This window comes from Dyella sp. LX-66 (genome assembly GCF_018599165.1).
GTDB lineage: Bacteria > Pseudomonadota > Gammaproteobacteria > Xanthomonadales > Rhodanobacteraceae > Dyella_D > Dyella_D marensis.
On the sequence record NZ_JAHFVJ010000006.1, the window covers coordinates 387,406 to 405,566 of the forward strand.

At 66.8% G+C, this 18,161-nt stretch carries 14 protein-coding genes; 6 read left to right on the plus strand and 8 right to left on the minus strand.

Translation table 11 applies throughout. The annotated features are described in order from the left end of the window. Positions 1 to 164 precede the first annotated feature (164 nt). Positions 165 to 713 (plus strand): ester cyclase, encoded by a 549-nt coding sequence (locus tag KK141_RS14570; protein WP_214569818.1) that lies wholly within the window; start codon positions 165 to 167, stop codon positions 711 to 713. A 96-nt stretch (positions 714 to 809) separates the two neighbouring features. After that, on the plus strand, positions 810 to 1,601 hold the full coding sequence (locus tag KK141_RS14575) for an SDR family oxidoreductase (protein WP_214569817.1): 792 nt from the start codon (positions 810 to 812) through the stop codon (positions 1,599 to 1,601). 161 nt (positions 1,602 to 1,762) lie between these two features. On the opposite strand, the gene ppa is transcribed toward KK141_RS14575, so the two are convergent. From ppa to KK141_RS14605, 6 genes are all read right to left on the minus strand, one after another. Then, complete coding sequence (ppa, locus tag KK141_RS14580; protein ID WP_214569816.1) at positions 1,763 to 2,302, minus strand: inorganic diphosphatase; 540 nt, start codon at positions 2,300 to 2,302, stop codon at positions 1,763 to 1,765. 115 nt (positions 2,303 to 2,417) lie between these two features. Next, the gene (locus KK141_RS14585; protein WP_214569815.1) at positions 2,418 to 3,254 is read right to left on the minus strand and encodes a 2OG-Fe(II) oxygenase; all 837 of its coding nucleotides are present in this window, start codon (positions 3,252 to 3,254) and stop codon (positions 2,418 to 2,420) included. 109 nt (positions 3,255 to 3,363) lie between these two features. Next, positions 3,364 to 5,433: a prolyl oligopeptidase family serine peptidase gene (locus tag KK141_RS14590; protein WP_250901774.1), complete on the minus strand. Its 2,070-nt coding sequence runs from the start codon at positions 5,431 to 5,433 to the stop codon at positions 3,364 to 3,366. A 211-nt stretch (positions 5,434 to 5,644) separates the two neighbouring features. Beyond that, entirely contained in the window at positions 5,645 to 8,770 is a 3,126-nt protein-coding gene (locus KK141_RS14595; protein ID WP_214569814.1) for a TonB-dependent receptor, read from the minus strand. 433 nt (positions 8,771 to 9,203) lie between these two features. Beyond that, a complete protein-coding gene (locus KK141_RS14600) occupies positions 9,204 to 11,255 on the minus strand; it encodes a sodium-translocating pyrophosphatase (RefSeq protein ID WP_214569813.1) in 2,052 nt (683 codons plus the stop codon). Positions 11,256 to 11,443: 188 nt separating this feature from the next. Beyond that, positions 11,444 to 11,899 carry an RcnB family protein gene (locus KK141_RS14605; protein WP_214569812.1) on the minus strand — a complete coding sequence of 152 codons (456 nt, stop codon included), beginning with the start codon at positions 11,897 to 11,899 and terminating at the stop codon, positions 11,444 to 11,446. Between the two features lie 274 nt (positions 11,900 to 12,173). Between KK141_RS14605 and KK141_RS14610 the strand changes: the two genes are divergently transcribed. From KK141_RS14610 to KK141_RS14620, 3 genes are all read left to right on the plus strand, one after another. Next, complete coding sequence (locus KK141_RS14610; RefSeq protein WP_214569811.1) at positions 12,174 to 13,721, plus strand: methyl-accepting chemotaxis protein; 1,548 nt, start codon at positions 12,174 to 12,176, stop codon at positions 13,719 to 13,721. Between the two features lie 67 nt (positions 13,722 to 13,788). Next, positions 13,789 to 14,313: a hypothetical protein gene (locus KK141_RS14615; RefSeq protein ID WP_214569810.1), complete on the plus strand. Its 525-nt coding sequence runs from the start codon at positions 13,789 to 13,791 to the stop codon at positions 14,311 to 14,313. Continuing rightward, positions 14,314 to 15,081, plus strand: a complete 768-nt coding sequence (locus tag KK141_RS14620) for an alpha/beta hydrolase (protein ID WP_345777554.1) — start codon at positions 14,314 to 14,316, stop codon at positions 15,079 to 15,081. A gap of 107 nt (positions 15,082 to 15,188) precedes the next feature. Here the strand turns inward: KK141_RS14620 and gcvA are convergent, their stop codons facing one another. After that, positions 15,189 to 16,088 (minus strand): transcriptional regulator GcvA, encoded by a 900-nt coding sequence (gene gcvA, locus KK141_RS14625; protein WP_214569809.1) that lies wholly within the window; start codon positions 16,086 to 16,088, stop codon positions 15,189 to 15,191. A gap of 95 nt (positions 16,089 to 16,183) precedes the next feature. Here gcvA and KK141_RS14630 point away from each other — a divergent pair, with 95 nt between their 5' ends. After that, a complete protein-coding gene (locus KK141_RS14630; protein WP_214569808.1) occupies positions 16,184 to 16,891 on the plus strand; it encodes an NAD(P)H-dependent oxidoreductase in 708 nt (235 codons plus the stop codon). Here KK141_RS14630 and KK141_RS14635 read toward each other — a convergent pair. Next, entirely contained in the window at positions 16,881 to 18,152 is a 1,272-nt protein-coding gene (locus KK141_RS14635) for a 6-phosphofructokinase (protein WP_214569807.1), read from the minus strand. The genes KK141_RS14630 and KK141_RS14635 overlap by 11 nt on opposite strands. Between the last annotated feature and the right edge of the window lie 9 nt (positions 18,153 to 18,161).

Below are 18,161 nucleotides of genomic sequence, written 5' to 3' on the forward strand. Positions count from 1 at the left end.
TAGAGTATCCGGGGCGGTGCGGCAAGGGTCAACATGAGGCCGATCTTTTCCGTTTTGGAAAAGCTGTCTCCGCTTCGGGCCGCTATGTCGTCGCAAATCGAAAAGCTAGCATGTCCCTCATCGGCCAGCCGCGTCCCGCGGCGGCGACTATCGAGGTTGATCCCATGCTCCGCTCGCTCTGCGCGCTGTCCGCCGTCGCCGCCGTTTCGCTCGCCGTCGGTGCACATGCCGAATCCGCGCTGCTGCAGCCGCGCGCCCTGATCGTCGACGGCAGCCTGCCGAAGGCGCAGGCCGAGGCGCAGATGCTGGCCGCGCGCCGCTACGACACGTTCTGGAACACCGGCGACGAAGCGCTGGCCAAGGCCGCGCTGGCACCGGGCTTCACCGACCGCACGCCGCCGCCGGGCCGCGCGCAGGGGCTGGCCGGTCCGCTGGCGGCGTCGAAGACGATGCGCGCGGCGATCCCGGACCTGAGTTGCGAGATCGAGCAGATGCTCGTGGCCGGCGACCGCGTGGTGACGCACCTGCATTTCCGCGGGCATTTCACCGGGCGCTTCAAGGACACGCAGGGCCGGGGCCAGGCGATCGATTTCATCGCCACCGATATCTACCGCGTGGCCGACGGCCGCATCACCGACAACTGGCATCTGGAAGACAACCTCACCGTGCTGCAGCAGCTGGGGCAGCTGCCGGCGCCGGGCCAGTCGTCGTGAGTGCCGCATGCACCTTTTTGCAACACCTCCTGCGACAGGATGGCCCGTTGCCGCGCAGCTTCCATCACCCGCTGATTTCCCTTTCGAGGTAAGCCCATGCACATCGATCTTTCCGGCAAGAACGCCCTGGTCACCGCTTCCACCGCCGGCATCGGCCTGGCCATCGCCACCGGCCTCGCGCAGGCGGGTGCCAACGTGATCATCAACGGCCGCAACCCCGGCACCGTGCAGCAGGTGGTGGACAAGCTGCGCAAGCAATTGCATGGCGCGAACGTGGAAGGCGCAGCGGCGGACCTGTCCACCGCCGCGGGCGCGAAGGCGCTGACCGATGCGGTGCCCAGCGTCGACATCCTGGTCAATAACGCCGGCATCTTCGGGCTCATTCCGTTCTTCGATATCGACGACGCGGAATGGGAGCGCTACTTCCAGACCAATGTGATGTCCGGCGTGCGCCTGTCGCGCCATTACATGCGCGGCATGATGGAACGCAGCTGGGGGCGCGTGGTGTTCATCTCGTCGGAGTCGGGCCTCAATATCCCAGTGGATATGGTGCAGTACGGCTTCACCAAGACGGCGCAGCTGTCGATCGCGCGCGGCCTGGCCAAGGTGGCCGCGGGCAGCGGCGTTACTGTCAACAGCGTGCTGCCCGGGCCGACCTTGTCCGACGGCTTCAAGGACCTCGTGCGCGAGCAGGCCGAACGCGAAGGCAAGAGCTACGAACAGATCGGCGACGAGTTCGTCAAGGCGCACCGTTCCAGCTCGATCATCCAGCGCATCGCCAGCACGGAAGAGGTGGCGAACATGGTGGTGTACACCTGCTCGCCGCAGGCGTCGGCAACGACCGGCGCGTCGCTGCGCGTGGATGGCGGCGTGGTCGACACGATCTAGCGGCAACCCGACCTGCTCCCTCTCCCCTCCGGGGAGAGGGCTGGGGTGAGGGGCCGGCCGGAGCGCCAGGTTGAATCTCGCGGACAGGTGCTTTTGATGAGATCGGCACAAAAAAAGCCCCGCTATGCGGGGCTTTTTTGCAAGGCTGAAATGACCGGGACTCAGCCCTTCTTCTCGGCCTTGTAGCGCTCGATCCCGTTGAGGATTTCCGCCTTGGCTTCGTCGGCGCCGCCCCAGCCCTCGAGCTTCACCCACTTGCCCTTCTCCAGGTCCTTGTAGTGCTCGAAGAAGTGGCCGATGCGCTCCAGCCAGTGGCCGGAGACTTCCTTGATGTCCTTGATGTGGGAGTAGCCGTTGAAGATCTTGGCCACCGGCACCACCACCAGCTTCTCGTCGGCGCCGGCTTCGTCGGTCATCTTCAGCATGCCGACCGGATGGCAGCGGATCACCGAGCCCGGCACCAGCGGCAGCGGCAGGATCACCAGCGCGTCCAGCGGGTCGCCGTCGCCGCCGAGCGTGCCCGGCACGTAGCCGTAGTTGCAGGGGTAGCGCATCGGCGTGGACAGGATGCGGTCGACGAAGATCGCGCCGCTTTCCTTCTCCACCTCGTACTTGACCGGCTCGGAATCCTTGGGGATTTCGATGATGACGTTGATTTCGTTCGGCACGTCGCGGCCGGCGGAGACGAGATGCAGACCCATGGTGATTCCTTGACTGGATAAGGCTTGGGGAAAGCTCGCAAGCATACGGCAAAGGCTGCTGCGTCGCAGCAGGCCGGGCCGGCGGGTTCAGGGCGGCGTCAGTGCCGCGGCGCGCTCAGCGCTGGTAGGGACGCTCGCGCAACCACTTGGTGGCAATCCATTTTTCGCCCTTCAGCACGGGCAGGCCGGCGTGCAGCGAGCTCTGGTCGCCGGTGTCGTAAGCGAAATAGACGGCCGAACCGCGCAGGGCCGTGACGGTGAGGCCGGCCGCCGGAAAGCCGGTGCCGCCGCCTTCCTCGGGCGTGTTGAGGTACATCACGATGCTGGCGATGCGCTGGCCGCCGCGCGCGGTCACCGCGGCAAAGCCCGGCTGGGTGGGATCGAACCAGTCGAAATGCGGCTCGTATTCCTGGCCGGGCTGGTAGTGCAGCACCTGCAGGCCTTCGCCGTGGTCCATCGGCAGATCGACCAGTTTGGCGATGCGCCGCTCGATGCGTTCGATCAGCGGCGTCTCGGCGAGGCGGAAGAACATGCCGTTGCTGGTGCGGCGCTCGTCGGTCTGGTGGCGGCCGGCTTCGTCCACGGTCAGCGAGCGGGCCAGGCGCGGCGAGGCGAGGCCGATCAGTTCTTCGCATTCGCCGTCGGTGAGCAGGCCGTCGAGCACGCGCACCACGGGGCTGTCCAGGCTGGTGCTGACGCGCACCGGATGGCCGTCCGCGATGCTGGACGGCGCCGCCGGATGCGTGGTGCGCTTCGCCCCGGCGCGCGGGATGGTCGCGTTCAACGCGGCCAGCGGCACACCCAGGACTTCAGCCACTGCGCGGTGGCATTGCTGCTGGTCGTAGCCGGCTTCCTGCATCAGCTTGACCACTTCCAGCGGCGTGTGGCCGCCGCGGGCCGTGGCGAGGATCCAGTCGCGCAGTTCGGGGCGGGTCTTGTGGAAGGATTTCATGCGATATCGGCCGGCCGGGGCGGTGGGTAGGTTGGGGTGAGCACAGCGAACCCCAACGTGGCGATGACCGTGCTAGGCCCGTTGGGGTTCGCCTTCGGCTCAACCCAACCTACTTCAGATGCTCCCACAAGTACGTATAGCCCAGCGCGTTCATGAAGGCCGACTGCTTGTTGTCCGCCGCCGCGCCATGGCCGCCTTCGATGTTCTCGTAGAACGCGGCGTCGTAGCCCAGCCCCGCCAGCTTCGCGTACATCTTGCGCGCATGCACCGGGCCGACGCGGTCGTCGCGCGTCGAGGTGGTGAACAGCACCGGCGGATACTTCTGGCCGGCCTTCGCATTGGTGTAGGGCGAGAACGTCTTGATCCAGGCCCATTCCTCCGGCTTGTCCGGATCGCCGTACTCGGCCATCCACGAGGCACCGGCGGACAGATGCGTGTAGCGCTGCATGTCCAGCAGCGCCACCTGGCTGACGATCGCGCCGTACAGCTGCGGATACAGCGTGAGCATGTTGCCCATCAGCAGGCCGCCGTTGCTGCCGCCCATCGCGCCCAGGTGCGCGGGTGAGGTGATGCCGCGCTTGATCAGGTCCTGCGAGACCGCGGCGAAATCCTCGTAGGCGCGCAGGCGGTTGGCCTTCAGCGCGGCCTTGTGCCAGCGCGGGCCGTATTCGCCGCCGCCGCGGATATCGGCAATGACATACACGCCGCCCTTGTCCAGCCAGGCGCGGCCCACGCTGCCGCTGTAGGCCGGCTGCAGCGAGATCTCGAAGCCGCCGTAGCCGTACTGCAGGGTGGGGTTCTTGCCGTCGGCTTTCAGATCCTTGGAGGCGATCTCGAAGTAGGGCACGCGCGTACCGTCCTTCGACGCGACGAAGTGCTGGCTCACGCGATATTTGGAGGCGTCGAAGAACGCAGGGCTGTGCTTGATCGCCTGCGGTTCGCTGCCGCCGAGCGTGCCGGCGTACAGCGTGGTCGGCTGCAGGAAACCGCTGACGGTGAGGAAGTAGTCGTCGCTGTCGTCCGCGTCGATGCCGGTGGCGGCGATGGTGGAGAGCTGCGGCGCGCCGCCCAGGCTTTCGCGCTTCCACGCGCCGGCCTGCGGCGTGAGCACTTCCAGGCGGTTCACCACGTTGTCCATCACGTTGAGGATCAGGTGATGGCGGGTCCACGAGTGGGCGTCCAGCGCGGTGCTTTCGGTCGGTTCGAACAGCACGGTCAGCGGCAGCTTGCCGTCCTGGTACTTGCCGGCCATGTAGTCGTCGAAGCGGGCGGCGAGCAGGGAGCCGGATTTATACGTCTTGCCGCCCAGCGTCCAGTCGCTGCGCGGCGTGACCAGCAGCCATTCGCGCTGCACGTCGGTGCTGGCGTCGCTGGGCACGTCGATCTTGCTGAGCTTGCCGTCCTTGCCGCGCAGGAAGGTCTCGCTGTCGTAGAAGGCAATCTGGCGATGCACGAAATCGCGCTCGAAACCGGGCGTGTGATCGCGCTCGGCGGAGATGCTCATGTCCTCGTGCTTGCCTTCGTACACGGTGGTGGCGGACGACAGCGGCGTGCCGCGCTTCCATTCCTTGACGATGCGCGGGTAGCTGGAGGCGGTCATCGAGCCGGGGCCGAAATCGGTGGCCACGTACAGGGTGTCCTGGTCTTTCCAGGTGACCTGGGTCTTGGCCTCGGGCAGGGCGAAGCCGTCCTTCACGAACTGCCTGGACGCCAGGTCGAATTCGCGCACCACGTCGGCGTCGGCGCCGCCGCGCGAGAGCATCAGCAGGCAGCGCTTATTGGCCGGCTTCAGGCAGTCGGCGCCATGCCACACCCAGTTCTCTTTCTCCGCCTTGGACAGCGCGTCGAGGTCGAGCACCGTCTCCCAGGCGGGTTGTTCCTTGGCGTACTCGGCGGGCGAGGTGCGCCGCCACAGGCCGCGCGGGTGTTCCTTGTCGCGCCAGAAGTTGTAGTAGTGGTCGCCGATCTTCGCCACGAACGGAATGCGTGCGTTGGAGTCGAGCACTTCCAGAATGCGCGCGTCGAGCTGCTTGAACTCGGGCGTGTCGGCGTACTTCTTTACCGTCTCGGCATTGTGCTGGCGCACCCAGTCGAGCTGTTTCGCACCGTCGATGTCTTCCAGCCACAGGTTGGCATCGGTGGTGGCGGGCGGCGTGGCGGCGTGGGCGATGCCGGTCATGGATAAGGCCATCAGCAGGGAAAGGGAAAGCTTGTTCACCGGAGTTCCTTGTGGGGGCGGCGGTCGGGGCATTCAAACAGGTCGCAGTGGAACAGGAAACCGTCCCGCCGCGCAAAAAAAAGCCGCCGGGAGAACCGGCGGCACTCGGGGAGACCCGAAGACCTCGGCGCCATGCCTGGCGCCGGGCTCGGTTGTTGTGTAATGCCTTGGCTTAGAAGTCGTAGCGCGCGGTGATGCGGAAATAGCGCGGGTCCGACACGTTCAGTTCGCGCAGGTAGAGCTGGTTCGGCGTATTGCGCGCGCTGGTTTCGTAGCGATAGTTGTAGGCCGTGGCCACCTGGCGGTTCAGCACGTTGATCACGTCCAGCTGGAGGGTCAGCTCCTTCAGCCAGGCCGGCGAATAGGCCACGTTGAGGTTCAGCTGGTAGGTCCACGGCGCCGAGCCGTGCGAGCCGCGCGGCGAGAAGGCGTAGTCCGCCGACGGGGCGACGTAACCCGCCGTACCCGGCGTGGTGCCCGAGCCGGACAGGCCGCAGAACCAGTAGGCCGCACCGCTGTACAGGCCCTTGTCGGCCGTCGGGTAGTGGCTGGTGCAGTTCTTCGGACGGCCGGAGGCGGCGATCAGCGACGCGCCGAAACGCCATTCCTCGGTGGCCTGGAAGTAGCCGAACGCCTTGATCTGGTGCTTGCGGTTGTTCGGCAGCAGGCCGTTGGAGCCGACCATCAGCTGCGGCAGGTCCCAGTCCTGGGTGGTCGACACGTCGGCCTGGCCGCCGTTGCCGGTATCCAGGTCGGAGGCCAGCTGGCCTTCGGTGTTGCCGTAGTTGCGCGAGTAGGTGTAGTCGACGCGGCCGTACCACTTGTCGGCGAATGGGTGCTCCAGGAACAGGTCGACCGCGTAGTACTTGCGCTTCAGTTCCGGCAGGCCGAGCTCCTGGCGGCTGTAGTGGATTTCCTTGAAGCTGCCGTCGGTCTGCTCTTCCAGGAAGGTGTTGCCGGTGCCCGGATTGAACAGGAAGCAGCGGCCGCCCAGGGCCGGGGTGCAGGTGTCGTCGATCGCGCTGCGCAGCTTGCGGTAGGTCAGCTTGGCGCCCCAGTTATAGGTCGGGCTGAGCTGCTGCTCCATGCCGGCGATGTACTCGTCCTGGAAGTGCGACTTCAGGCCCTTGGCCGCCACGGTGCGCGGATCGGGAGCTTCGCCGCACTCCAGGTTGGTGGACACGGCATTGGTATTGCCGCAGGTGTAGCCCAGCGCGCGGTTGACCGCCACCGGGGTGAGACCGGTCGGTGCGCCGGTCGTCGGGTCGACGCCGGTGTAGGTGTAGTACTCGTTGGTGATCAGCGAGCCGGACGCGCCGCGCACCGCGACGTTGTTCGGCATGGCCAGGTGGTAGCGGCCGGCGTTGGCGAACAGCTTCAGCGAGGAATCGCCGTAGACGTCCCAGGCCGCGCCGATGCGCGGAGCGAGCTGGTGGCGCTGGCGGGCATAGGGCTCACCGTTGCCGTTGTAGTTGGTGAACTGCTCGTTGCGCAGGCCCAGCGAGAGCAGCCAGCGGTCGGAGATCTGCCAGCGGTCTTCGATGAACTGGGCCTGCTGTTCGGTCTTCACCTTGGCGTTCTGCGTGCTGTAGGCGCGCGAGACGAAATAGCCCTGTGTGCCCAGGCCGCCGGCCGAGGCCGGCGAGGCCACGCCGTGGCTGGCGTCGATGCCGATGTTGGCGTTCTTCTGCCAGCCGTACACCCAGGCGTAGCCGCCGGGATAGGCCGAGCCGGTGAGCGATTCGGCGGTCTGCGCGTCGTAGCCTGCGCGCAGGGTGTGGTCGCCGAGGCGGTACTCGACGTCCAGGCGCCAGCCATGGGTCTTGTCGTTCGCGCCCGGCAGCAGCAGCGAGGACACCGCGCCCTGCTGGCAGGCGCCGTAGGTCAGGCCGGGAGCCTGCACGGTGGCCGAGGACGAGATGTACGGGCAGTTCGGGTCATAGCCGAACGGCTCCTGCAGATGCTTGATGTTCTGCTTGCCGACCAGCGCCGACACGGTCAGGTCGTCGGTGATGTAGCTGGTGTACTTGGCGATGTAGAGGCGGCTGGAGTCCTTCTGGTGCACGCCGCCGTTCTTGACGTCGCCGTGCGAGGAGTCCTTGTAGTTGAAGGCGTAGCGGCTGGAGTCGTAGACGATGTTGTCCTGGACGCCGGTGAACTCCAGGATGTTGCTGTCGGTGATGTTCCAGTCGATCTTCGCCGTCCAGCGCGGCATCTTGTAGGTGTAGTCGTTCCAGCCGGTCTTGGCCACGGCGGTGGACGAGTTGGAGAACGAAGCGACGGAGTTGCCGTCCTGCTTGGTCATCTCGCCGTCGACGTAGAAGAACAGCTTGTCCTTGATCAGCGGGCCGCTGAAGTAAGCGCCGTAGGTGTTGTACGAGTACTGGTTCTTGTTGCGGTACCAGTACAGCGTGCCGTCGGTGGGCGTGGTGCTGCCCGCGCCGTAGAAGCCGGTGTTCGGGAAGTAGTTGTTGCGCGGGTTGGCGCGCAGCGCTTCCGGACGCAGGATGGCGTACACGCCGCCCTTCCACTGGTTGGAGCCGCGCTTGGTGACGATGTTGATCACGCCGCCGGTGGAGCGGCCGAACTCGGCGCCGTAGCCGCCGGTGAGCACCTGCTCCTGGTCGATCGCGTCGAACGGCAGGGTGGTGGCGCCCAGCGACTGCAGCGGGTTGGTCACCGCATAGCCGTTGATGTAGTACGCGTTCTCCGACGAAGCCGCGCCGCCGAAGCTCGGAATGTTGCCGAAGCCGGTGGTGCTGTAGCTGGAGTTCTCCACCACGCCCGGTGCGAGCAGGGCGGCGGCGCCGACGCTGCGCGCGATCGGCAGCTTGTTGAGCTGCTCGGAGGTGAGCACGGTGCGCGTGTCGACCGAGGACACGTCGATCGCCGGCAGCGCGGAGGCCACCACCGACACGCCTTCGAGGTTCTTCGCGTCGCCGCCGGCCGCGGCCGCCGCGCCGAAGGACACTTCGGTACCGCTGGAAATGGCCACCACGATGTTGTCGCGGGTGCTGACGGAGCTGCCGTTGTTCTGCAGCGTCACCTTGTACTTGCCCACCGGCAGGGTGGAGAAGCGGTAGCGGCCGCTGTCGTCCACGGTGACGGTGCGGCTGAAGCCGGTCTCGGTGTTCTCGGCGACGACCGTGGTGCCCTGCTTGGCGGCGATCTGGCCGAAGATCGAGCCGGTGGTGTTGGACTGCGCGAGTGCGCCGGTGCTGGCGAACGCGAGGCCCATGGCGAGCGTCAGTGCGGAATAGCGCAGCGAACGCGCCGCCGTGAAGGTGGTGATGGTCATTACAACAGACTCCCCCAGAGATGAATTCGAAAGGCGCGGGTGCGGGCCCCGCGCGGTCAAAAAGGGACGCACTCCGGCGGCAGCAGGCCGCAAGAACCTGCTCCGGTTCCTCCCCAGGAACCAGAAATGCGCGTCGGATTGCGTTTTCCCCGTGGCCGGATGACTTCCGGCCTAGATCGGTTCTAGCGAAGACTTACGAATGGGTCAACACGTTCGTAACAAAAAACGTATAGGTATTTTTCACAGTGCTTTGACGTCAATGATTTACAGAGACATGCGCGACCGTAGGGCCTTGCGTGGCGATCGTTGAAACTTACGCCGGACTTGCTGGCTGCTTGCGTGAACGTGACGGGCAAAGAAAAAGCGGCCCTTGCGGGCCGCTTCTTGTGTATGGACGTCCGAAGTTTAGACGTCTAAATGGATGGCGCCGGATTCAGAGCAGCGGGATCAGCAGCAGCGCCACGATGTTGATGATCTTGATCAGCGGATTCACCGCCGGGCCCGCCGTGTCCTTGTAGGGGTCGCCCACGGTGTCGCCGGTGACCGCGGCCTTGTGCGCGTCCGAGCCCTTGCCGCCGTGGTGGCCGTCCTCGATGTACTTCTTGGCGTTGTCCCAGGCGCCGCCGCCGGTGGTCATCGAGATGGCCACGAACAGGCCGGTGACGATGGTGCCGATCAGCACGCCGCCCAGCGCCTGCGCGCCGGCCTCGGCGCCGCCCAGCCACTTGAAGCCGAACACCACCAGCACCGGCACCAGCACCGGCAGCAGCGAGGGCACCAGCATTTCCTTGATCGCGGACTTGGTCAGCATGTCCACCGCGCGCGAGTAGTCCGGCTTGGTGGTGCCTTCCATGATGCCCTTGATCTCGCGGAACTGGCGGCGCACTTCTTCCACCACCGAACCCGCCGCGCGGCCCACGGCTTCCATCGCCATGGCGCCGAACAGGTAGGGGATCAGGCCGCCGATCAGCAGGCCGATGATCACGTAGTGGTTGGAGAGGTCGAAGCGGAAGTCGCTCACGCCCAGGTGCTGGCTGAGGTTGTGCGTGTAGTCGGCGAACAGCACCAGCGCGGCCAGGCCGGCCGAGCCGATGGCGTAGCCCTTGGTCACCGCCTTGGTGGTGTTGCCCACGGCGTCGAGCGGGTCGGTGACGCCGCGCACTTCCGGCGGCAGCTCGGCCATCTCGGCGATGCCGCCGGCGTTGTCGGTGATCGGGCCGTAGGCATCCAGGGCCACCACCATGCCGGTCATGCTCAGCATGGCCGTGGCCGCGATGGCGATGCCGTACAGGCCGGCCAGCGAGAACGCGCCCCAGATCGCCGCGCACACCGCCAGCACCGGCAGCGCGGTGGACTTCATCGACACGCCGATGCCCGCGATGATGTTGGTGGCATGGCCGGTGGTGGAAGCCTGCGCCACGTGGCGCACCGGGCCGTATTCGGTGGCGGTGTAGTACTCGGTGATCACCACCATGGCGCCGGTGAGGGCCAGGCCGATCAGCGCGCAGCCGTAGAGCTTGCCCACGCCGTAGGCGGATTCGGACATCAGCTGGCTGGTGATCGGCCAGAACGCGATCGCCGCCAGCACGGCGGACACCGCCACGCCGGCGTACAGCGCATTCATGATCTTGCCGCCCGGCCGCGAGCGCACGAAGAAGGTGCCGATCACCGAGGCGATGATCGAGGCGCCGCCCAGCAGCAACGGGAACAGCACGCCGTTGGCGCCGGTCTGCTCGGCCATCACGCCGCCCAGCAGCATGGTGGCGATCAGGGTTACCGCGTAGGTCTCGAACAGGTCGGCCGCCATGCCGGCGCAGTCGCCGACGTTGTCGCCCACGTTGTCGGCGATCACCGCCGGGTTGCGCGGGTCGTCCTCGGGAATGCCTGCTTCGACCTTGCCGACCAGGTCGGCGCCGACGTCCGCGCCCTTGGTGAAGATGCCGCCGCCCAGGCGCGCGAAGATCGAGATCAGCGAGGAGCCGAAGGCCAGGCCGACCAGGGCGTGCAGGGCACGCATGCCCTCGTAGCCCAGGTGGCGCAGCACCGCGTAGTACGCCGCCACGCCCATCAGCGCCAGGCCGACCACCAGCATGCCGGTGATGGCGCCGCCGCGGAACGCGACGTTGAGCGCCGAGGCCAGGCCCGAACGCGCCGCCTCGGCGGTGCGCACGTTCGCGCGCACCGAGACATTCATGCCGATATAGCCGGTCGCGCCCGACAGCACCGCGCCGATGGCGAAGCCGATGCCCGTGCCCCAGTCCAGGGCCAGGCCGATGACGATGAAGAGCACCAAGCCGACGGCACCGATGGTGGCGTACTGCCGGTTGAGGTAGGCCCGTGCACCTTGCTGGATCGCCGCGGCGATCTCCTGCATGCGCTCATTGCCCGGTGATTTCGCCAAGATCCAGCGCACCGAGAGCGCGCCATACAGAACTGCCACGACCGCACATGCAAGCACGATCCACAAGCCATACTGCTGCAGCATCGAAGCCTCCCCATCCCGGTTGTAGTGACCGCCCTTTGCGGGCGGGTCCGGCGAGTATAGGCAGAGGTCGGCGGGGCTTATGTTGTGCGACGCAACGCGTAGGCCATGACGATTGCATCCGCGCAAGAAAAAGGCGGTGTCCGTAGACACCGCCTTCACCAAGTTCCTTCCCCGATCGCGCGCGCTGCTTAGTTGAGCACCATGTCCAGGATGATGCCGGTACCGACGGCGACCAGCAGATAGCCGCCATCGTCGCGCACCCAGTGATAGCCGTACGGCGGCGGGCGCAGGCGGTAGTAGCGGTAGTCGTTCACCACATAGACCGGACCGTAGTAGCGCTCGCCGCGCGCCCAGCGATGGTGCGGGCGGTAGTAGCCGCCGTGGTAGTAGCGGCGGTCGTCGTGCCAGCCGCGGTCGGGGCCGCGCCAGTGGTCGTGGCGGTCCCAGTCGCGGCGGCTCCAATCCCGATGACCGTCCCTGCGCTCCCAGTTGCCGTGGCCGCGGTCGCGGTCGTCGTGGCCATGGCGGTCGCCGCGGTCGTGCCCGCGGCCGTGATCGTTGTCGGCCAGCGCGGCGCCGCTGCCGAGCAGCAGGCCGGCGGCGAGAAACAGGCTGCCGAGGAACTGTGTGCTTGGCTTCTTCATATGCGCTCCTCCCGACGGACTGCCGTCGTTAGGAAAGATCGTAGAAAGCTGCGTCTGAACGCCGGGGCTTATTCGTCACAGGATCTTCATCTGGCGGTCAGCCGTGTCACCGCCACGACACCGTGGTTATATCGAATTGAAATAATTGATTTAAAACAAGGTTTTTCCTAAAGCGCGGCAGCGGACGGCCGATGCAGGGGCCATCCCCCGCTCCCCAAGCAAAGGTGTCTCCATGCATTTCCCCCTGTCCCGTCCACGGTGGGCGGCGTTGTCTTTGCGTGCCCGTCTGTTTCTGCGACTGGGCGGCTTGTTGCTGTTGATGCTGCTGATCGGCGGCGCCGCGGTAGGGGCGCTGGTGCATGCCGACCGGCGCATGGGGGCATTGGTCGCCGATGCGCTCAGTCCGGTGTCCGACGTGGGCCGCATCCAGAACGACTACAACGACAGCCTCAATGCCCTGACCCATGCCGGACTGACGCGCTTGCCCTCGGCGCTGGATGAAGCCAAGACCTTGATCCAGTCCAACCGCGTCGATATCGAGCGGACCTGGAAGCATCTGCAGGCCAGCGGCCTGGCGCGCCAGGAAGCGCAACTGATCGGCGTGACCGATGCCCACCGCAAGGCCGCCGAGCAGGTGGTCGAGGAGGCGATCAAGCAGCTGGAAGCGGAGCAGTACGACATCGCCCAGGTGCAGATCGCCTCGGATGTGCAGCCGGCTTTTGTTCCGCTGCATGCCGATTTCGCCAATCTGTTCGCCAAGGCTTTGCAGGCCGGTGACGATGCGGCCGCGGCGGCGCATCGGGAAAGCCGCCGTGCGTTGGTGGTGCTGCTCACCGTGCTGCTGCTCGGGTTGGGCGCGGCCGCGGTGGTCGACAGTCTGCTGATCCGCACCATCACCCGCTCGCTTGACCAGGCGGTGACGGTGACGCAGCGCATCGCGGACGGCGAACTTGGCCACGCCATCGAACCCGGCCATCACGACGAGATCGGCACCCTGCTGCGCGCCCTGCAGCGCATGGACCAGCGCCTGGCCCTGGTGGTGCGCCAGGTGCAGCAGAACGCGGCCGGCGTGACGCACGCGGCCGATCAGCTGGCCCACGGCAACGACACCTTGCGCCAGCGCACCCAGGCGCAGGCCGAAAGCCTCGCCGGCACCGGCATCTCGATGACCCGCATGACCGACGCCGTACGCCGCAACGCCGACAGCGCGGCCCAGGCCGACCGCCTCGCCGCCGCCGCGCGCCTGCAGGCCGAGGACGGCAGCGGACTGGTGGCGCAGACCATGCGCTCGGTCGAGGCGATCGACGCGGCGAACCGGCGCATGAGCGATATCGTCGGCGCGATCGACACGCTGGCCTTCCAGACGCGCCTGCTCGCCTTGAACGCCACCGTGGAGGCTGCACACGCCGGCGAACACGGCCGCAGCTTCGCCGTGGTCGCCGACGAAGTGCGCCAGCTGGCCCAGCGCAGCGCCGAGGCGGCGCGCGATATCCGCCATCTGATCGAAGACAGCCGCGGCACGGTCGAAGCCGGCGCGGCCCTGGCCGACCGCTCGGCGCAGGTGCTGGAGCGCATCGTGGAAAGCGCGGTGGAGGTGTCCCGCACGGTGGCGGGGATCAGCGCGAACAGCCGCGGGCAGTCCGACGGCATCGGCGAGATCGGCGGCGCCGTGCGCCATATGGACGAGACGACCCGCCAGAACGCGACCCTGGTCGATGAGGTGGCCGGGGCCGGCACCGCCCTGCGGGAGCAGGCGGACAACTTGCGCCGGCTGGTCGGCTTCTTCCGCTTCGCTGGCGAAATGGCCGATGCGGAAGCGTGACGCGGCTCGCGCGCCCTTGCCGAAAGGCGTACAGGCGCTCGCAAAACCTTGTGGCAAGCTGCGCCCCATGAAGCGGTCAGCGAAAAGCTTTGCGGACAGGTGGCCGGGGCGGCTCGCGCTGTCCTGCCTGCTGCTGCCGTGGGCGGCGCAGGCGTTTTCCCCGCCGGAACGCCTGGAATGGCATGGCCGCACCTACGACGTGCTGGGCGATCCGCTGGCCCAGCACTACGCCGGCCGCGAGCGGCCACGCTTCATGCCGGCGCCGCTGCGCAGCGCCACCGACGACGAACGCGGCTATACCGGCCGCTGGCGCCTGGAAGACGACCGCCTCTACCTGGTGGACATCGATACCTGGCTTTGCATCGACGCGGCCGTCTATGCCGGCGAATGCCACCGCGCCACGCTGCCGGAACTGTTCGGCGTGGCGCCGGGCAAGCCGGTGTTCGCCGAGTGGTACAGCGGCGAGTTGGTGCTGCCGGATGCGGTATCGTCGCGGGCCATGGAGCGGACCATCCGCATCACATTGAAGGCGGGCAGGGTGACGCGTATCGAGACGGTCGACGAGAAGCAGCCGGCGGGCAGGGATCGCTGAGTGTTCCTGCGCGTTATCGGCGTGATGGCCGTATTGGCTGGATTGCTCTACATCGCTTTCGCGGCCGCGCTGTACTTTAACCAGCGCGGCATGATCTACCACCCCGAGTTCAGCTGGCGCGTGGCGCATGCGCCGGACATCGCACTGGTCAACCAAGGCGTGACCTTGCGCGGCTGGGTGGTCAATCCCGGCAAGCCACGTGCGCTGCTGTATTTCGGCGGTAATGGCGAGCGGGTCGAGGATGCGCGCGAGGAGCTGGCGCGGTGGTTTCCCGAGCGCACGGTTTATTTGCTGCCCTATCGCGGCTACGCGGCCAGCGAGGGTGAGCCGACGGAGCAGGCGCTCGTGGCCGATGCGCTCGCCTGGTTCGATCGGGTGGCGAAGGACCACGCTTCGGTGGCCGTGCTTGGGCGCAGCCTGGGCAGTGGCGTTGCGGTGCAATTGGCGGCGCGGCGTCCTGTCGAGCGATTGGCGCTGGTGACGCCGTTCGACAGCCTGGTGCGCGTGGCGCAGGGCTTCTATCCGTGGTTTCCGGTCGACTGGCTGGCACGCGATCGCTTCGATTCCTGGCGCTATGCGCCGCAGGTGCGTTGCCCGGTGCTGATCGTGCGCGCCGGCGAGGATCAGCTGATGCCGGCCGAGCGCACCGCCGCGCTGGCGGCCAGCTTCGCCACGCCGCCGCTGCTGCAGGTGGTGCCGGAGGCGGGGCATAACGATATCCAGGACTATCTGGCGTACCGTGCCAGCCTCACGCGCTTCTTTCCGTAGCGTACGGACACTTCAAATCAAATTGATTTGAAGAACCCGTTCAACTCAATTTGATTTGATTAAGCGGGACGGACGTACTCAACTCCATTTGAGTTGAAGAAGGGGGCTCAGCTCAAATGGAGTAGCCACTCGCGCAGCGCCGCGAGTGCGGGATCGCTCTCAGCGGCCGGCGGATACACCAGTTGGTAATCCAGCCCATCCAGTGCCGGCCCGAACGGCTGCACCAGCGTGCCGCGCGCCAGTTCGTCGGCTACCAGCGCGGTGTTGAGCAGCGCTACACCCTGGCCCGCGATCGCCGCATCGATCGCATGAGTCTCATCACTGAACGTAACGCCGCGCGCAACATCGAGCGTGCGCAGATCGGCAGCCCGCTGCCACGCCGCCCAGTCCGGCGGTTCCCGAAAACTCGGCTGCCATTGGAAGTGCAGCAGCGGATGGCGCGCGAGATCCTTCGGCGTGCGCAGCTTCAGCGCCGGACTGCACATCGGCGCGAACCGCGTATGCAGCAGCGGTTCGTTGCGCAGGTCCCGATACGGCCCCTTGCCGTAGCGGATCGCCGCATCGATCTGCTGCGCAGCGAAATCCACCGGCTGCGTCGACGCATGCAAGCGCAGATCCAGCTCCGGATGGCTGGCCTGGAACGCCGCCAATCGCGGCACCAGCAGCCGCGCAACAAAGGCCGGTGTGGCAGAGACAGTAAGCATCCGCCGCCGCTTCGGCCGCAGCAGCGGCGCCACCGCTGCCGCCATCAGGTCGAAGCTCTCGCGCAAGGCGGGAAACAGCAGCCGCCCCTCCGCCGTCAGCGTCACCTTGCGCACCTGCCGCTCGAACAGCGCCACACCGAGCAGGCGTTCGAGCTGGCGGATCTGATGGCTCACTGCGGTGGCGGTAACGGAAAGCTCTTCCGCCGCCATCCGGAAACTCTGGTGGCGTGCGGCCGCCTCGAATGCCCGCAGCGCACCCAAGGGCGGCAGGCGGCGGGCCAAAGATGAATTCAACTCATCCATCGGGTGAGAAAGCATCGTTTTTCAGCGGCCACAAGGCTCCATAGCATGCACCTCATTCTCCATCACGTGAATGGAGTTCATGCATAGGAAGCCTTATGACCACCTTGCTGCACCTCGACGCCAGCGCTCGCGGCGGTCGCTCCGACCTTCACGCCTACGGCTCCCACACCCGCCGCCTCAGCGCCCGCTTCGCCGCCCGCTGGCATGCCGCCCGTACTACGGATCCAGTGCTCTACCGCGATATCGGCCAATCCCCACCCGCCCCCGTCGACAGTGCCTGGATCCATGCCGCCTTCACTCCGGAAGCGAAGCGCGCCCCATGGATGCACCAGCGCCTTGCCGAAAGCGACGCACTGGTCGACGAATTGATCGGCGCCGACCTGATCGTCGCCGGCGTGCCGATGTACAACTTCGGCGTGCCCAGCGGCTTCAAGGCGTATATCGACAACATCGTGCGCGTCGGCCGCAGCTTCGGCTTCGACCGCGCACGAGCCGGCGAACCCTACTGGCCATTGCTGGACGAACGCCCCCGCACCCTGGTGCTGCTGGGTTCGCGCGGCGACTACGGCTACGGCCCGGGCGGCCGCATCGAGGCCATGAATCATGTCGAACCCGCCGTATGCACGGCCTTCGGCTATATCGGCATCACCGACGTGCGCAGCGTTGCCGTCGAATACGACGAATTCGGCGGCGAGCGCCTGGCGGCCTCGCTGAGCGCAGCCGAGGCGGCCGTGGACGAACTGGTCGACACCCTGCTGGCCGAGCGCGCGCAGCACGCCGGTCAGCACGCGGTCATTGCTTGAACTCGGGCAACTGCTTGGCCACCGCCAGGTTCTTCAGCTGCACGTACTTCGGCAGCCCATCCTTGCCATACGGAAGCGGCGCCTCGCCCTGGATCAACGGGGCGAGGTAGCGCCGCGCCGCGGCCGTAATGCCGAAGCCATCGCGTGTAAGGAAAGAAGCCGGCATCTTCTTCTCGCGGTTGGCGATCTTCGAAAGCGGCGCGGATTCGATCTTCCAGCGATATGGCGCATCCGCGGTGCGCACGATCACCGGCATCACCGCATTCTGGCCGGCCAGCGCGTACTCCACCGCCGCCTTGCCCACCGCGTAAGCCTGGTCGGCATCTGTCTTGGAAGCGAGATGGCGGGCCGAGCGCTGCAGATAATCCGGCAACGCCCAGTGGTACTTGTAGCCAAGCTTCTCCTTCACCAGCGCCGCCAGCACCGGCGCCACGCCGCCCAGCTGCGCATGGCCGAACGCATCGCGGCCGCCGGCTTCGGCGAGGAACTGGCCTTCTGCATTGCGGATGCCCTCCGAAGCCACCACCGTGCACCAGCCCACGCGTTCGACGGTGGCCTTTACCTTGGCCAGGAACGCCGCTTCGTCGAACACCCGCTCCGGGAACAGGATCAGATGCGGCGGCGCATCCGCCCTGTCGCCGGCCAGGCCCGCGGCCGCGGCGATCCAGCCCGCATGGCGCCCCATCACTTCCAGGATGAACACCTTGGTCGAGGTGTCCGCCATCGAAGCCACGTCCAGGCTCGCCTCCAGCGTGGAGACGGCGGTGTACTTCGCCACCGAGCCGAAGCCGGGGCAGCAGTCGGTCACCGCCAGGTCGTTGTCCACCGTCTTGGGCACGCCGATGCAGCGGATGTCGTAGCCCATCGCCTTGCCCAGCTGCGAGATCTTCAGCGCGGTGTCGGCCGAGTCGTTGCCGCCGTTGTAGAGGAACCAGCGGATGTCGTGCGCGCGCAGCACCTCGATCAGGCGCTCGTACTCGGCGCGGTTCGCCTCCAGCGACTTGAGCTTGTAGCGACAGGAGCCGAACGCGCCGCCGGGCGTGTGGCGCAGGGCGGCAATGGCCGCCGCGGTTTCCTTCGACGTGTCGATCAGTTCCTCGCGCAGCGCGCCCAGGATGCCGTTGCGCGCGGCATATACCTGCACGCCCTTGGCCCGGGCGGCCTCGATCACGCCGGCGGCGGTGGCATTGATCACCGCGGTCACGCCGCCCGATTGAGCATACAAAAGGCGGCCAGCGGGGGATCGAGACGAACGCTTCATGGGTTCACT

Coding starts and splice junctions, on each gene's coding strand:
- KK141_RS14570 (WP_214569818.1), top strand. CDS start 165: ATGCTCCGCTCGCTCTGCGCGCTGTCCGCCGTCGCCGCCGTTTCGCTC.
- KK141_RS14575 (WP_214569817.1), top strand. CDS start 810: ATGCACATCGATCTTTCCGGCAAGAACGCCCTGGTCACCGCTTCCACC.
- ppa (WP_214569816.1), bottom strand. CDS start 2,302: ATGGGTCTGCATCTCGTCTCCGCCGGCCGCGACGTGCCGAACGAAATC.
- KK141_RS14585 (WP_214569815.1), bottom strand. CDS start 3,254: ATGAAATCCTTCCACAAGACCCGCCCCGAACTGCGCGACTGGATCCTC.
- KK141_RS14590 (WP_250901774.1), bottom strand. CDS start 5,433: ATGACCGGCATCGCCCACGCCGCCACGCCGCCCGCCACCACCGATGCC.
- KK141_RS14595 (WP_214569814.1), bottom strand. CDS start 8,770: ATGACCATCACCACCTTCACGGCGGCGCGTTCGCTGCGCTATTCCGCA.
- KK141_RS14600 (WP_214569813.1), bottom strand. CDS start 11,255: ATGCTGCAGCAGTATGGCTTGTGGATCGTGCTTGCATGTGCGGTCGTG.
- KK141_RS14605 (WP_214569812.1), bottom strand. CDS start 11,899: ATGAAGAAGCCAAGCACACAGTTCCTCGGCAGCCTGTTTCTCGCCGCC.
- KK141_RS14615 (WP_214569810.1), top strand. CDS start 13,789: ATGAAGCGGTCAGCGAAAAGCTTTGCGGACAGGTGGCCGGGGCGGCTC.
- gcvA (WP_214569809.1), bottom strand. CDS start 16,088: ATGGATGAGTTGAATTCATCTTTGGCCCGCCGCCTGCCGCCCTTGGGT.
- KK141_RS14630 (WP_214569808.1), top strand. CDS start 16,184: ATGACCACCTTGCTGCACCTCGACGCCAGCGCTCGCGGCGGTCGCTCC.
- KK141_RS14635 (WP_214569807.1), bottom strand. CDS start 18,152: ATGAAGCGTTCGTCTCGATCCCCCGCTGGCCGCCTTTTGTATGCTCAA.